At 64.9% G+C, this 13,892-nt stretch carries 14 protein-coding genes; all 14 read right to left on the reverse strand.

Annotated elements, in window-relative coordinates:
* Window positions 1-1,224: a flavodoxin-dependent (E)-4-hydroxy-3-methylbut-2-enyl-diphosphate synthase gene (gene ispG, locus ACOGXA_RS08060; protein WP_419926747.1), complete on the reverse strand. Its 1,224-nt coding sequence runs from the start codon at window positions 1,222-1,224 to the stop codon at window positions 1-3.
* A 361-nt stretch (window positions 1,225-1,585) separates the two neighbouring features.
* Window positions 1,586-2,857, reverse strand: a complete 1,272-nt coding sequence (locus tag ACOGXA_RS08065; RefSeq protein ID WP_419926748.1) for a M50 family metallopeptidase — start codon at window positions 2,855-2,857, stop codon at window positions 1,586-1,588.
* Window positions 2,858-2,893: 36 nt separating this feature from the next.
* Window positions 2,894-4,069: a 1-deoxy-D-xylulose-5-phosphate reductoisomerase gene (dxr, locus tag ACOGXA_RS08070; RefSeq protein WP_419926749.1), complete on the reverse strand. Its 1,176-nt coding sequence runs from the start codon at window positions 4,067-4,069 to the stop codon at window positions 2,894-2,896.
* Between the two features lie 30 nt (window positions 4,070-4,099).
* Window positions 4,100-5,389: a phosphatidate cytidylyltransferase gene (locus tag ACOGXA_RS08075; RefSeq protein WP_419926750.1), complete on the reverse strand. Its 1,290-nt coding sequence runs from the start codon at window positions 5,387-5,389 to the stop codon at window positions 4,100-4,102.
* A 12-nt stretch (window positions 5,390-5,401) separates the two neighbouring features.
* Window positions 5,402-5,977 carry a ribosome recycling factor gene (gene frr / locus ACOGXA_RS08080; RefSeq protein WP_419926751.1) on the reverse strand — a complete coding sequence of 192 codons (576 nt, stop codon included), beginning with the start codon at window positions 5,975-5,977 and terminating at the stop codon, window positions 5,402-5,404.
* 24 nt (window positions 5,978-6,001) lie between these two features.
* Entirely contained in the window at window positions 6,002-6,745 is a 744-nt protein-coding gene (pyrH, locus tag ACOGXA_RS08085; protein WP_419926752.1) for a UMP kinase, read from the reverse strand.
* A 2-nt stretch (window positions 6,746-6,747) separates the two neighbouring features.
* Entirely contained in the window at window positions 6,748-7,539 is a 792-nt protein-coding gene (tsf, locus tag ACOGXA_RS08090) for a translation elongation factor Ts (protein ID WP_419926753.1), read from the reverse strand.
* Window positions 7,536-8,483, reverse strand: a complete 948-nt coding sequence (gene rpsB, locus ACOGXA_RS08095; protein ID WP_419926754.1) for a 30S ribosomal protein S2 — start codon at window positions 8,481-8,483, stop codon at window positions 7,536-7,538. Before rpsB ends, tsf begins: the two co-directional genes overlap by 4 nt.
* Window positions 8,484-8,644: 161 nt before the next feature.
* A complete protein-coding gene (locus tag ACOGXA_RS08100) occupies window positions 8,645-9,139 on the reverse strand; it encodes a murein hydrolase activator EnvC family protein (protein ID WP_419926755.1) in 495 nt (164 codons plus the stop codon).
* An 82-nt stretch (window positions 9,140-9,221) separates the two neighbouring features.
* Window positions 9,222-10,130 (reverse strand): tyrosine-type recombinase/integrase, encoded by a 909-nt coding sequence (locus tag ACOGXA_RS08105; RefSeq protein ID WP_419926756.1) that lies wholly within the window; start codon window positions 10,128-10,130, stop codon window positions 9,222-9,224.
* 45 nt (window positions 10,131-10,175) lie between these two features.
* Window positions 10,176-11,327, reverse strand: a complete 1,152-nt coding sequence (locus ACOGXA_RS08110) for a DNA-processing protein DprA (RefSeq protein ID WP_419926757.1) — start codon at window positions 11,325-11,327, stop codon at window positions 10,176-10,178.
* Window positions 11,317-12,909 (reverse strand): YifB family Mg chelatase-like AAA ATPase, encoded by a 1,593-nt coding sequence (locus tag ACOGXA_RS08115; protein WP_419926758.1) that lies wholly within the window; start codon window positions 12,907-12,909, stop codon window positions 11,317-11,319. Before ACOGXA_RS08115 ends, ACOGXA_RS08110 begins: the two co-directional genes overlap by 11 nt.
* A gap of 89 nt (window positions 12,910-12,998) precedes the next feature.
* Complete coding sequence (locus ACOGXA_RS08120) at window positions 12,999-13,367, reverse strand: c-type cytochrome (RefSeq protein WP_419926759.1); 369 nt, start codon at window positions 13,365-13,367, stop codon at window positions 12,999-13,001.
* Between the two features lie 146 nt (window positions 13,368-13,513).
* Complete coding sequence (locus ACOGXA_RS08125; protein ID WP_419926760.1) at window positions 13,514-13,858, reverse strand: YraN family protein; 345 nt, start codon at window positions 13,856-13,858, stop codon at window positions 13,514-13,516.
* Window positions 13,859-13,892: the final 34 nt, after the last annotated feature.

Genomic DNA, 13,892 nt, shown 5'->3' on the forward strand with positions numbered 1-13,892 from the left:
TCACGCTCTCCTGCGGATCATCTCTATTTTCTCCCCTGCCTGGTTGGCATCATCGCCCTGCTCGGCCAGCAGGCGGCTCCGGTCGCGTTCGGCCTCCCGGGCGGCGGCCACCGTATCGGCCCGGGCCAGGGTAGCCTCGGGGCCATGCTCGTGGATCAACTCGGCCCACTCCACCAGGGAAGACACCATGTCCTCCTCGGCCACCACGGCCACATTGCGGCCCTTCACGAACAGGTGGCCCCGCTTGTTGCCGGCGGCGATGCCGATGTCGGCGTCGCGGGCCTCGCCGGGCCCGTTGACCACACAGCCCATGACCGCCACCTGTAGGGGGATCTCCCGGTCGCCGAACGCCTCCATGGCCTGCTCGGCCACGGCATACACGTCGATCTCCGCCCGACCGCAGCTCGGACAGGCTATGAGGTCGACGTTCTTGCGCTCCCGCAGGCCCATCGACTCCAGAAGCTGGCGGCCTGCTTTCGCCTCTTGCACCGGGTCGGCGGTGAGGCTGTAGCGGATGGTGTCGCCGATGCCCTCGGCCAACAGCGTGCCGATGCCCGCGGTGGACTTGATCAACCCCACCGGGGGCGGACCCGCCTCGGTCACCCCCAGGTGCAGAGGATGGTCGGTTACCTCGGCAAGCCGGCGGTATGCCTCAATCATCAGGGGCACGCTGGACGCCTTCACCGAGATCTTGACGTCGTCGAAGTCCACATCTGCGAAGTACTCGAGCTCCATCTGGGCCGACTCCACCATGGCCTCGGGGGTGACCCGGTCGCCGTATTTGCGGTACAGGTCGGGGTGCAGCGATCCCCCGTTCACCCCGATGCGGATGGGCACCCCCCGGTCGCGGCACTCCGAGGCCACCGCCTGGATGTGCTCGGGTTTGCGGATGTTGCCGGGGTTCAGCCTCAGGCACTGCACTCCGGCATCCAACGCGGCCAGCGCCATGCGGTACTGGTGGTGGATGTCGGCCACTATGGGCACCGGAGAGCGGGGCACGATCTGGGCCAGCCCCTCGGCGGCCTCGATCTCGTTGCAGGTGCAGCGCACGATGTCGGCACCCGCCGCGGCCAAGGCATATATCTGCTGAAGCGTGCCCTCCACATCCGCGGTGCGGGTGGTGGTCATCGACTGGACGGTTATGGGCGCACCCCCGCCGACCGCCACATCCCCCACGTGGATCCGCCGAGTTGGCCGGCGCTCGAAGGCTGCCTGGACTTCCACGATCTCAGCTTGGCATATCAGGCTTACCGTCTTCGAATTCCAATCAAAGAAATCAGCACACTAGAAATCACTGCTCAACTCAGTTTTTCAATTCAAAAGGCGCATTGTCGCCTTGTAATTGCTGTCCACAAATTCACAAATTCGCATTACTGACCCATGACCTAAAATATACTGGCCGTTCTAACGCCATAGTCGTGCCTGAATGAACACCGAAATAATGAATACCTAAAGCATGAAAGCATGGTTTTGTGTTCCCCTTTAATAGTTGAGTCTGTGCGGAGTAGACAATTATTCATCACCTAGAACCATGACGAGTCCGAAGAGCCAGATGGACGGGTCCCGTGATTACCAATTGCTGTTGCTAGTTCGGAAGTCTCACTGGGTCGGTGAAGTCCAGATAAACGGACCCAAGGAAGACAAAGCCCAGAACCAAGATCACGGCGTAGGCCACCGGAACCATCTTGGAAACGTCGGCGGTGTAACGACGGCCTCGCCACGAACGGAGGCGCTCGTAGGTAGCGATCACCACATGGCCTCCGTCGAAGGGAAGAAGGGGAATCATGTTGAAGACTCCGATAAACACGTTCAACAGCGCCAAGAACAGCAGCAGATTCCCGACGCCGTTCTCAGTGAGATCTGCACCGATTCGCAATGCGCCGAAGATCGATATCACGCGGTCTTGGTTGTCGGACGGGACCGCAGTGGTGATGCCGCCATCGACGGGGGCAACACTTTGTCGGGCGGGTTGGTCGGATACATCTCGGAAAAAGCCGTTGAGTCCGCTGGGGGAGAAAAATCGGCCGATGCCCAACACTGATTCCTTGACCAGGAATCCGAATTCCTCGAAGGTGTCAGGAATTGCCTTGATCAACCCGACGTCTACCGACTGGTTGGACCATGCCGACCGAGAGGCGATGCCGACATACCCTCGACTGGCATCTTGGGGATGGCTGTCGAGCACAAGCGCTCGAACCACCTCTTCGCTGCCTCGCTGAATCCCCAAGCTCACTGGCGTCCCTGGCCCAGGCAAAGCCGCCACCATGTCGTCCATGGTGGCCACTCGGCTGCCATCTATAGACACAATGCGGTCACCAGGCAATAGACCAGTTCGCGCAGCAGGGGAATCGGGCGCTACGACGGTAACCGACCAATCCGGAGAGGGGACGCTCTCAGTCCTCCCGACGGCCACTAGGAAGGAGAAGATCAGTGCCAGCGCCAACAGGAAGTGCACCGTCGATCCGGCCACTGCCACAGACATCCGCCGCCAGTAGGGCTTGCTGCGATAAGTGCGGTGCTCATCAGCCGGCGGAACTTCCTCGAGGTTGTTCATCCCGATTACCCGAACATAGGCGCCGACGGGGATTGCCTTGAGGCCGTAGACCGTCTCCCCTCGGCGCAGTGACCACAACCGGGGCCCGAACCCCAAGAAGAACTCGGTTACTTTCATGCCCGCGGCCCGGGCAGTGAGGAAGTGGCCCAACTCGTGCAGGAAGATCATGCCGATCACAGCCAGCACCACAATCAGCATCGGCAGCCCCCAAGCCACCCGCACCACAACGAGCAGGCCGGCCACCAGCACAAGGCCTCCCCAGCGCTCTCGTATGGCCTGCAAGCCGGCGAGGGTGGAGTCCACAGGCCGCTCTCCCTGAGAGGGGTGCGAGGGCATTGCTCAGCGGAGGTCGAATTGGCGGCCGATGACGTGCCCAGCCTCGGCTCGGGCTTTGCCGTCGATCTCCATAACCGCCTCCAGGGAGTCGGCCTCGGTGCCGTCGTGGCCGCCTAGGACTGTCTCCAAAACCTCTGGGATTGCCGTCCATCGTATCCGCTCGTCGAGAAAAGCCTGCACGGCCACCTCGTTGGCCGCATTCAGAAGGGCAGGCGCGGTCTCGCCCATGTGTCCAGCAGCGTAGGCCAGCTCTAGGCAGGGAAACGCCTCGGTGTCGGGGGGCTCGAAGTCCAAGCGGCGCAACTCGGCCCAGTCGATGCGTCCAAACGGGGTGGATATGCGGTCGGGATAGGCCAGGGCATATCCGATGCACAGGCGCATATCGGGCAGGGAGAGCTGGGCGATGGTGGCACCGTCGGAGTACTCCACCATGGAGTGCACCACCGACTGGGGATGGACCACTACCTCGATGCGGTCATAACCCATACCGAAGAGCTCGTTGGCCTCGATGACCTCCAAGCCCTTGTTCATCAGCGTGGAGGAGTCCACCGTTATCTTGGGTCCCATGCTCCAGGTGGGATGGGCCAGCGCATGCTCCACCGTCACATCGGCCAACTCGTTGAGAGTCCGCCCCCGAAACGGCCCCCCGCTGGCCGTGAGCACAATGCGGTTCACGCGCTCCATGCCCGCTTCGGAGGTGAACACGTCGTTGGCCCGCAGGCATTGGTGGACCGCGCAGTGCTCGCTGTCGACCGGGAGGAGTTCAGCGCCTGGAGTCCGGCGGGCCCTCTGGACCACCGGCCCGGCGGCGATCAGCGACTCCTTGTTGGCCAAGGCCAGCCGCCGGCCAGCCTCCAGTGCCGCCAGCGTGACCGGCAGTCCGGCAAACCCGACTACCCCGTTGACCACCACTTCTCCCATAGCAGCGGCCTCGGCGAGGGCCGCAGGGCCGCTGGCCACGCAGACTCCCGGCAGCGCATCGCGCACCTCGGGAACCCTGTCGGCGCCCTCCATCACCACGAGACGAGGGCGAAACTCCTGAGCTTGGGCGATCAACTGGTCAACCGAGCGGCCTGCCCCCAAGGCCGCCACGTCCCAGGCGCCGGGCTCTGCCCGCACCACATCCAAGGTCTGGACGCCGATCGAGCCGGTAGAGCCAAGCAGCGACAAAGAGGTCATGATCTCATGGCGCAGGGGTCGCCCGAAGGCTCAGACGACCTCGAGCATGAGGGCAGTGAAATACGTGGCCGGCAGCACGAGCAGCAGGGCATCGATGCGATCCAGCATCCCGCCATGGCCGGGGAGCAGAGAACCCATGTCTTTGATCCCGAGGTCCCGCTTTATGGCCGATTCCATGAGATCGGCCAGCGGAGCCACAACGGCAACCACGATGCCCAAGACCACGCCGTCGGAGCGAGTTCCAGATCCGTCGCCGAAGGGGCCGATCTCCAGAATGGAGATGAACACCAATGCGGCTGCGAGGGTGGCAATAGTGCCGCCGATAAGACCCTCGACCGTTTTGCTCGGACTGGCCTTGGACAGCGGGGTGCGGCCCGCGGCCCGTCCGACGGCGAAGGCGCCCACATCATGGGCCGCGGTCAAGACCACCGCGCCCAGCACCAGCTCGGGGCCGTCGGGCATGTCTAAAAGCAGCCCGCCGAAAGCCCCGGCCACCCCGATATAGACAATCCCGAAAAAGGTGACCCCGAGGTTGGACAGCGGGCGATCGCGCCCCACGCCGCCCACATACCACAGCCCAGCGCCGAACAGGGCGAACACCAGCACCAGCACGATGCCGTCGGCACCTCGCCAATAGGCAGCCAGCGGCATGGCGATTATTGCGGCAAAGCCCAAGAGCGATGGCGGATGGTAGCCGGCGTGCCGCAAGCTGGTGAACCATTCCGCCGCGGCCAACAGCAGGGCAACGCCGAGAACGGCGAGGGTGGCCTCCTCACCCCCGGCGATCGCACCGAGAACAATTCCGCCCAGCAGCAAACCCACCACGATGGCGGTGAGCGTATTCCCCTCCCGGGCGGAAGCCCGCGCTTCTGCCATCGGAGAGGCCGGCGAGGACAGCAGCGTGGCCGAGGGTTCGGGGAAACCGGGCCCATCAGGAGATTCTGGGGTGTCCAGGGAAAGGACCTCGTCTACCCGGTCGACCGAGGGAAACTCCACTGCCTCTGTGGGCTCAGGATCCTCGAAGACGCTAGAACTCTCGGCCGGCTGGATGGCCGAGGCCATTTCCGGCTGGTCTTCGTAGGGGGAGTCATCAGAGTCGTCACGCCATCGGGGTGCTGCGCCGGCCAGGCTTTCCCAGCCCTGATCCACGGCTGCCTCATCGTCTGCGGACTCTTCCCAACGAGGCAGGCCGGCTTCTTCCTCCTCATCGAACAATGAGGTCAGATCGTCCAAGAACATGGCCTGCTCGCCGTCGGGCGGCTCATCAGAGCGGTCTTTCGGTGTTTGGAAAGGATTGTCGTCGTCCACTGGCCCCTCCATGTGTTAGGCAGCCTAGATCTCAAGCAGCTCTTGCTCTTTGACGCTCAGTGCATCGTTGACGAGCTGCTCGTGGTCGTGGGTTAGATGGTCGAGTTCTTTGTTGGCTCGGGCCGCTACGTCCTCTGATATGTCGCCCCCCTTGCTGAGCTGGTCGACTTCGTGGCGACCGCTGCGGCGAGTGTTCCGAATTGCCACTCGTCCCTCTTCGGCCATCTGCTTGACCACTCTGACCAATTCGCGGCGGCGCTCTTCGGTCAGCGGGGGGAAGGTGAGACGCACAACGTTCCCGTCATTGCTGGGATTGAGGCCGAGGTCACCCTGGATTATGGCCCGCTCTATCGCTGAGATGGAACCCTTGTCGAAGGGGGAGATCACAAGAAGCTGTGCCTCTGGGACGCTGAAGCTGGCCAACTGTTGCAGCGGCACCTCGGTGCCGTAGTAGTCCACGAGGAACCTCTCGAACAGCGCAGGAGAAGCTCGGCCGGTTCTGACGGTGGCGAATTGCTGACGGGCGTGGTGGACAGCGGAGTCCATGCGCCCTCCGGCCTCGGCCACCACCAGATCGGTCAACTCATCGCCGGTCGTCATTCCAGCAGCACTCCTAGAGACCCCTCACGACACCAGAGTACCTATGGAGTGGCCGTCGAGTATGGCAAGAACGTTTCCCGGTGCCATGAGATCGAACACCACGATAGGCAATTCGTTGTCCATGCACAGCGAAACCGCGGTGCTGTCCATAGCCTTCAATCCCTGGGACAGCACATCGAGGTATCGGACCTCGTCCAGTTTCTCGGCATCGGGATCAGCCCGAGGGTCAGCGGTGTATATCCCGTCTGTGCCGCTGTGGGTGCCCTTCAGCAGAACGCCGGCCTCTATCTCCACCGCCCGCAGGGCAGCCGCAGTGTCGGTGGTGAAGAACGGGTTGCCGGTTCCGGCGGCGAATATGACCACCCGGCCCTTCTCCAGGTGGCGGACAGCCCTTCTGCGGATATACGGCTCGGCCACTTGGGCCATGCCAATGGCCGTTTGCACCCGGGTGGGCTGCCCCAGCCGTTCCAGGGTGTCTTGAAGGGCGAGGGCGTTGATAACCGTAGCCAGCATCCCCATGTAGTCGGCTTGGGCCCGGTCCATGCCCGCGCCCGCTCCGGTCATTCCCCGCCAGATGTTGCCCCCGCCCACCACGATGGCCACATCCACCGCAAACTCCGACCTGACTTTGACGATCTCGGTCGCGATCTGAACGGCGATCTCCCCGTCGATGCCGTAGCTGCTCTCACCGGCGAAAGCCTCTCCGGAGAGCTTCAAAACGATCCGGTCCCACCTCCCCGAACGCCTGTTTCCGCCGCCGTCGATCACCGCTAACTGCCGATGGCCGCCAACTCGAACCGGACAATGGCGCCGTCTCCCAACCGGGACTGCACGGTCTCCTTCTCCCCGAACATGCCCTGTTCCAGCAGCACTCGCTCGGCATACCACGCCCGCAGGCGGCCGGCGACGATCTTGTCCCAAGCCTGCTCCGGCTTGCCCTCGGCCCTGGTCAACTCGGTTAGCGCAACCCGCTCCCGCTCAACCTCCTCGGCGTCGACGTCGTCGCGGTGCAAAACCGCCGGCTTGGCAAAGGCAATGTGGAGGGCCACTTCATGGGCCAGCTCTTGGCTGATGCCGCGAGCCTCGACCACGACCGCGCTGGTGCCCCGACCGTCCTGGGTGTGCAGATAGCTGTCCACGATGTTGCCCTCGGCGGCCTGCACCCAGACCACTTTGCCCAACTGGATGTTCTCCTTTTTGGCCAGGCCCAGGTCTTCGATGGCTGCTTGGCGGCCGCTCACGGCCTCTGGACCCTCGGCCAGAACCAGCTTGGCCAGTTCGTCGGCCAAGGCCGTGAAGTCGCCGGCCTTCGCTGAGAAGTCGGTTTCACAGCGCAGCTCCACAATGGCTGCGACATCGCCGTCCACTGCGAGGGCCACCGCGCCCTGGTCGCTGGCCCTGTCGGCTCGGGCGGCAGCTTTGGCCATGCCCTTCTCGCGCAGCCGCTGGGTTGCCGCCTCCATGTCGCCATCGCTCTCGGTGAGCGCGCGTTTGCAGTCCATCATCCCGGCACCAGTGGCTTGGCGCAGAGCTTTGACGTCTTGGGCTGTAAATGAGCTCACGCCTGCTCCTGCGGCTCTGCTGCCTCAACCCCGGCGGGTGCCTGCTCCTGCGGTTCGGCTGTCTCAACCCCGGCGGGCACCTGCTCTTGGGGTTCGGGTGCCTCGTCGGCAGCAGGCGGTTCTGGGGCTTGCGCCGAGGCCGTCTCTTTCACCACCGGCGCCTCCGCGGCAGTCGGGGCCGTCTCTTCTGCCACCGGCGCCTCCGCGGCAGTCGGGGCCGCAGCATCGGGTTGGGGTTTTGCGATGGCACCCCGCTGAGCGATGAATCGACCCTCTAGAACGGCATCGCTGATGATCCGGCACATCAGCTCGCCAGAGCGGATGGCATCGTCATTTCCCGGAATCACGTATTGGATAACATCCGGATCGCAATTCGTGTCGACCACCGCGATAACCGGCAGCTTCAGCTTGTTGGCCTCCGCAACAGCGATGTGCTCCTTTTTGGTGTCGAGCACAAACACCGCCTCGGGCGGTCGGGTCAAGTCCCGAATGCCGTTGAGGTTGCGCTCCAGCTTGGCCAGCTCCCGAGTGATGAGGAGGGCCTCTTTCTTGGGCATCATGTCCAACTCGCCGGAACTGCGCATCCGCTGGAACTCCTTCATCTTGCCCATGCGCTTGGAAATGGTCTCGAAATTGGTCAGGAGACCCCCCAGCCAGCGCTCGTTCACGTAGGGCATGCCCACCCGTTCTGCGTAGCTTTGGACGCTGTCTTGAGCCTGCTTCTTGGTGCCCACGAACAGCACTTGGCCGCCCTTGGCCACCAGATCGCGCACATAGGTGTAGGCCGACTCGATGTAGGCAAGCGTCTGGGTCAGGTCGATGATGTAGATGCCGTCGCGCTCTCCGAAGATGAAGCGCTGCATCTTCGGATTCCATCGGCGGGTCTGGTGTCCGAAGTGGACCCCGGCATCGAGCAGCTGACGCATGGTCACGACAGGCGCCATGGTGATTCTCCTCTCCCAGCGGTTCAGCGAAACCCGGGGTCAGCACCTGACGGCGACCGTGGGATGCCCCGGGCGGTGATTGCATTCAGCCGGGAAACGCTTCCCAGCCGGGTCAAACGATAGCCGCTTCACCCTCCATTGCCATAGGCAAGAAGGAGACTTCAGCCGTCAAGGCTGTGATGGGGTACCAGCCGCACACGGCCGGCGGTCAAGACCAAACCCGGATCGAGATAGGCATCTCCTTCCCTCACACTGAAGAAGAACCGCTCAGTGGTGGTACCCAACAACTGACCGGCTGCCACCCAGTCGCCCTCCGCGACGGCGATCCAGCCCAGATAGCCGTAAGCGGTGCGAAGCCCGTCGCGGTGCAGCACGGTGACAAACCGGTTGTAGGCAACAGAGCCGGCGAACACAACCTCGCCTGCCGCGGAAGCCCGCACCGGCTGACCTGGCTCGGGGTCGTACTCCAAGCCTCGATTGCCCGGCGCCCCCACGTGGGCCGGCCTTCGAAAGCGATCCACCACCTCGGCATCAACTGGAGGCCGATACTTTTCTGGATACTCCTCCGGCGCCTCGGCTTGCAGCACAGAATCGCTCTGTGATGGCGGTGCCTGCCCCTGTACCGACGGGCTGCCCAGAATTGCCAGCCCTGCCACGGTCGCCCAACCAATCCGCAATCCCCACACCATGGTGCTTCCTCATGAACATCAACCGGAGGGGGAAGTGGCAAACAGGCTATCAAGCCCGAGGATGGCTGTCTTCCACCACTTTTCGGAGCCGTTCCCGACTCACATGGGTGTATATCTGCGTGGATCCCAGGTCGGCATGGCCCAACAACTCCTGCACCTGCCTCAAGTCGGCCCCACCGTCAAGCAGATGGGTGGCGAAGGTGTGGCGCAGTGCATGGGGGTTGGTATGGGCGCTGGCCCGGCGATCCACCAGCCTACGGACAGCCTGGGTGTTCATCGGGCGTCCGTGCAGGTTCACGAACACCGCGTCTTCTGCCACAGACGGGTCGGCCATCTCCCCCCGGCCATCGGTCATCCACTCTGTCAGAGCGGCTGCGGCCGGTTCGCTCAACGGCACCATCCGCTGTTTGGAACCCTTGCCGTTGACCGTGAGGCGTCGACGCTCCCAGTCGATATCGCCGGCGCGGATGGCGCACACTTCGCCGACCCGCAGGCCGCTGCCGTACAGCAACTCCAACACCGCGGCGTCGCGCTGGGCGCGAGCGCGGTCGTCGTCGGCGACCGCGGCGCGCGGCTGGTCCAATAGGGCCCCCAATTCCTCAGAGCGCAGCACTCGGGGCAGTCGCCGCTGCCGGATGGGAACCATGGCGCCCACCGTCGGGTCGGCGGCAACCCGGCCGGTGCGCTCTGCCCATCTGAAATAGCGGCGCAGCGACGAGGCCTTCCGGGCCATTGTCGTTCGGGCGTAGCCCTGGGCGCTCAGATGGGCCAAATACCTCCGGATGGTGCGGAGATCGACATCGTCGGGACCCGTATCGCGGGGGGAGGCCGGAAAGGCATCGTTGCGGGATTGCCCGAGCCACTCGGCGAGCGCGGCCACTTCTCGGCAGTACATCGCCGCGGTGTCCTCGCTGACCGACGCCACCGATGTCGCAAAGTCGTCCAGATCCCATCCCATCAATGCTCAAGACTACCGATGAGCGGGGCTTTCCCGGTGCAAACCTCATCGGGGTGTGCCCACCCGCTCGATCCAGCGTCCCGAGACCGCCACCCAGCCCGTGGCTCGCAGCCCTTCCACCGCGGCAGCCACCTGGGCCATGTCGAGCCCAGAGCGCGCCCCGATCTGCTCGGCGTCCGCGGGCTGCCAGCCCAGCGCGTCAAGCACCCGTCGGCCGGCAGCGCCAGGGTTTGTGCGGGTATCGGCAGACCTCGCCTCAGCGCCCGACAAGCCCAGCGCAATCAGCACATCTTCGGCGCCGCGGCAAGGAGCGCAGCCGTCGGCCAGCAATTCGAAGCAGCCGTCCGAAGCCGAGCTGCGAACCGGCCCGGGAACTGCCAAGACCGCCCTATCCCGGGCTGCGGCCTCAGCCACCGTGTGCATGGCCCCTCCGCTTGCGTGGGACTCCACCACAACCACAACGTCGGCCAGGGCCGCGATTATGCGATTGCGGGCCGGGAACCTCCACCGTTCGGGCGGCGCCCCCAGCGGCGCCTCTCCCAGCAGCACCCCTCGATCGGCCACCGCCCGCCACAGAGCCCGATTGCGCTCGGGGTAAACCCTGTCCATCCCATTGCCCACCACCGCGATGGGTGGAGCGCTCCCTGCCTCAAGAGCGCCGGCATGGCCGGCGGCGTCGATGCCCAAGGCCAAGCCCGACACGACGCCCACCCCGGCCGAGGCCAGATCGCGGCCCAGCTCGAAGGCCAGATCGCTGCCATAACGGGTGCATCGGCGGGTGCCGACGATGGCCACCCGAGGGCCGCGAACAACCTCGGGATCCCCCTTGTGGAACACCACTGCCGGCGGATCCAAGTCGTCGGACAACGCAGGCAGGTACCCGGGAGCTCCCAGAGCGGCCACCCCCACACCATGGGACCGGTGGCGAGACCAAAGCCCCACTACATCGAGAGCGGCCGCATTCCTGCGCCATTGCTCGTACCGATCCTGCTTTCCGGCCACTTGAACCAGTTCGTGGTCGAACGGCCCAACGATGCGGGCCCAGACCTCGGCAGGCCCGCCGAGGGCGAGCAGCGCCCGCAACCGTGCCGGCCCGACTGCTGGCAGCGATGCCAGCGCCACCAGCCATGCTTCCACCGGCAGCTTTTCGACATCTTCGCCCGGAGCTGCCTCCGACCCTTTTTGCTCACCGGGCATTGGCGAAGCTCCAGGGATCGTGGGCCACGGTGACCGGTTCGGAGCGCAAGAACAGTGCTTGGGCCACGACTTCCCCGGTCAGTGGGGGCTCCCCTCCAGCCAAGTCGGTCAGAGTCAGGGCCACGCGCCGTACTCGTTGGAGCCCTCTGGCGGTGAGCCGGCCCTCCCCGATGGCCTGGCACAGCAGGTTCTTGGCCTCGGGGTCGAGCGGCGCCAGCGTGTCCAATGCGCTGTCTTGCAGTTCGCTGTTGGCCGCCACCCCTCGGTGGCGCGCCGCAGCTCGCGCTTGGTCGACCCTGCATTTGACTTCAGCCGACGACTCCCCGGCAGGGGCATCGAACAGATCGCCGGCATCAGGGCGTCCTACGTGGATCCTCAGGTCGAACCGGTCCAGCAGCGGGCCGCTCAGTCGCCGGGCATAGCGCAGACGGGCCAAGGGAGTGCATCGGCACATTCCGGGCTGTCCGAGGTCTCCGCACGGGCACGGGTTCATCGCCCCCACCAGGAGAAACCGAGCAGGAAACGACGCCACAGCGGCCGCCCGGTTCACCCGGATGATTCCCTCTTCGAGAGGCTGGCGCAGCGAATCCAGGGCTTGGGGGGCGAACTCACCCATCTCGTCCAAGAACAGCACCCCGCCGTGAGCGCAGCTGATCGCACCGGGTCGCAACCCCCGGCTACCGCCGCCCACCAGTGAGACCATCGAAGCCGAGTGATGGGGCGCTTGCCACGGGGCCCGGTGAACTAGACCGGAGGAGGGCAGCTCCAGGCCGGCGGCAGAGCGAACCATGGTGGCCTCGATGGCGGTGGCCTCATCCAACGGTGGAAGAAGTCCGGGGAGCCGACGCGCCAGCATGGTCTTGCCGGCGCCGGGCGGACCGATCATCAACAGGTGATGCCCGCCGGCCGCGGCTATCTCCAAACCCAGGCGAGCCATGTGCTGACCTCTCACATCAGACAGGTCCACCGACTCGTCCCACTGGCGCCCCGATTCCGGCGCGGGCAGATCGGGCCAGACATCTTCGCCTCGGAGCGCTGCGATCAAGTGCTTGAGGGTGTCCGGCGCCCGAATCTCGGGGCCATTGGCCAAGGCTGCCTCCGCGGCGCTCTCCGGGGCAACCACCACTGCGGCGGTGTCCAGACAGCGCACTTGGGGTAGCACTCCGGGTACCGCCCGGAGGTGGCCGTCAAGGCCCAGTTCGGCCAGAAAGGCCGTACCGGCCACAATCTCAGAACTGAGTTTTTCATCGGCGACCATCACACCGATGGCGATAGCCAAGTCGAGTCCTGGGCCTTCTTTGCGGATACCTGAGGGGGCCAGGTTCACGGTTATGCGTCCTGGGGGCCAATCGACGCCGCTGGACAGCAGAGCGGCCCGGACCCGGTCGCGGGCCTCCCGACAGGCGGCGTCGGGCAGGCCCACCACGGTGAAGGTGGGCAAACCCGAGGAGACGTGGACCTCCACCGAAACCGGATGTCCGGTGATGCCGGCGAGAACGGAGGCGGGAATGGTGGCAAGCACGGTTAGCGCTTTCCCGAGGATGACTCCTCGTGCCTGGGGGGTGGCCATCACGCCGACCACGAGCGTGCCCTAGACCATAGCGATGGGCAGTGACAACTGTGAGCCAGCCGGGGAACCTGCGCCCCATCCGACCCCCAAGGGGTCAATCCTCAAAGGACTTCGCTGATGTAGCGGATCGCGGCTTCTATCTCGCCGGCGGTCAACAGCCCCCCGAAAGCGGGCATGCGGTCTCGGCCCTCAGCCACCACGGCCGCGGCATCGCCGAGATCGGAATATACCTGGACAAGCCGGCCCTGATTCAGCCGCGGGCCATCGGCAGTCCCGCTGCCGTCGGCGTCATGGCAGGACGAGCAGCGGTCGATGAACACTGCCCGTCCGGCCACCAGCCCAGGATCAGGGGTTCCGCCTGGCCCCACTCCCACCCCGGGAGACGTACCCGGCCCGCAGCCCGCGGCCACCACCACGCAAAGGGCAATTGAGATCGACCGCAGAGCAATCCCAGCTTCGCTGACTGCCACCTTCGGGACGATACTGGTACGCATGGGCTTCGACCCCACGCGAAAGCATCGGCGCACCCGCTTCGACTACTGGTACGTCGCCCTGGGGCTGCTGGTCTGCGCCGGGCTGATTCTGTGGGCCGTGCTGGGTTGATGCAGAAGGACCCCTAGAACGCTGCCTCGATCACCCTGATCTCTCGGCCCACCACCTCGGCCACATCGAACCGAATCTGCACCGGCCCCTTGCGCCCCTGCTCGGCCAGCCATTCGGCGGCCAACCTCCGTATCCGACGCTGTTTGTCGGGGCCCACTGCCTCCGCGGGAAACCCGAAAGCCAGCGAAGACCGGGTTTTCACCTCGCATACCACGACCACTGACCCGCGTTGCGCGATCACATCCAACTCGCCCCGACTGCACCGCCAATTGCGGTCCAACACCTGAAAGCCATGGCGGCGATACCAGCGGACAGCACGGTCCTCGCCCCAACGGCCCAACGCCTGTTTGTATGCCATCGCCCCACCGTAGGCGGGGTGGGTGACAACTCCC

Source organism: Candidatus Poriferisocius sp., from assembly GCF_965208475.1.
Classification (GTDB): Bacteria; Actinomycetota; Acidimicrobiia; order Acidimicrobiales; family Bin134; genus Poriferisocius.

What these genes read in the sequence shown, in the direction of transcription:
- dxr (WP_419926749.1), bottom strand. Translation starts at nt 4,069, where the DNA reads ATGACCTCTTTGTCGCTGCTTGGCTCTACCGGCTCGATCGGCGTCCAG.
- ACOGXA_RS08075 (WP_419926750.1), bottom strand. Translation starts at nt 5,389, where the DNA reads ATGGAGGGGCCAGTGGACGACGACAATCCTTTCCAAACACCGAAAGAC.
- frr (WP_419926751.1), bottom strand. Translation starts at nt 5,977, where the DNA reads ATGACGACCGGCGATGAGTTGACCGATCTGGTGGTGGCCGAGGCCGGA.
- rpsB (WP_419926754.1), bottom strand. Translation starts at nt 8,483, where the DNA reads ATGGCGCCTGTCGTGACCATGCGTCAGCTGCTCGATGCCGGGGTCCAC.
- ACOGXA_RS08105 (WP_419926756.1), bottom strand. Translation starts at nt 10,130, where the DNA reads ATGGGATGGGATCTGGACGACTTTGCGACATCGGTGGCGTCGGTCAGC.
- ACOGXA_RS08110 (WP_419926757.1), bottom strand. Translation starts at nt 11,327, where the DNA reads ATGCCCGGTGAGCAAAAAGGGTCGGAGGCAGCTCCGGGCGAAGATGTC.
- ACOGXA_RS08125 (WP_419926760.1), bottom strand. Translation starts at nt 13,858, where the DNA reads ATGGCATACAAACAGGCGTTGGGCCGTTGGGGCGAGGACCGTGCTGTC.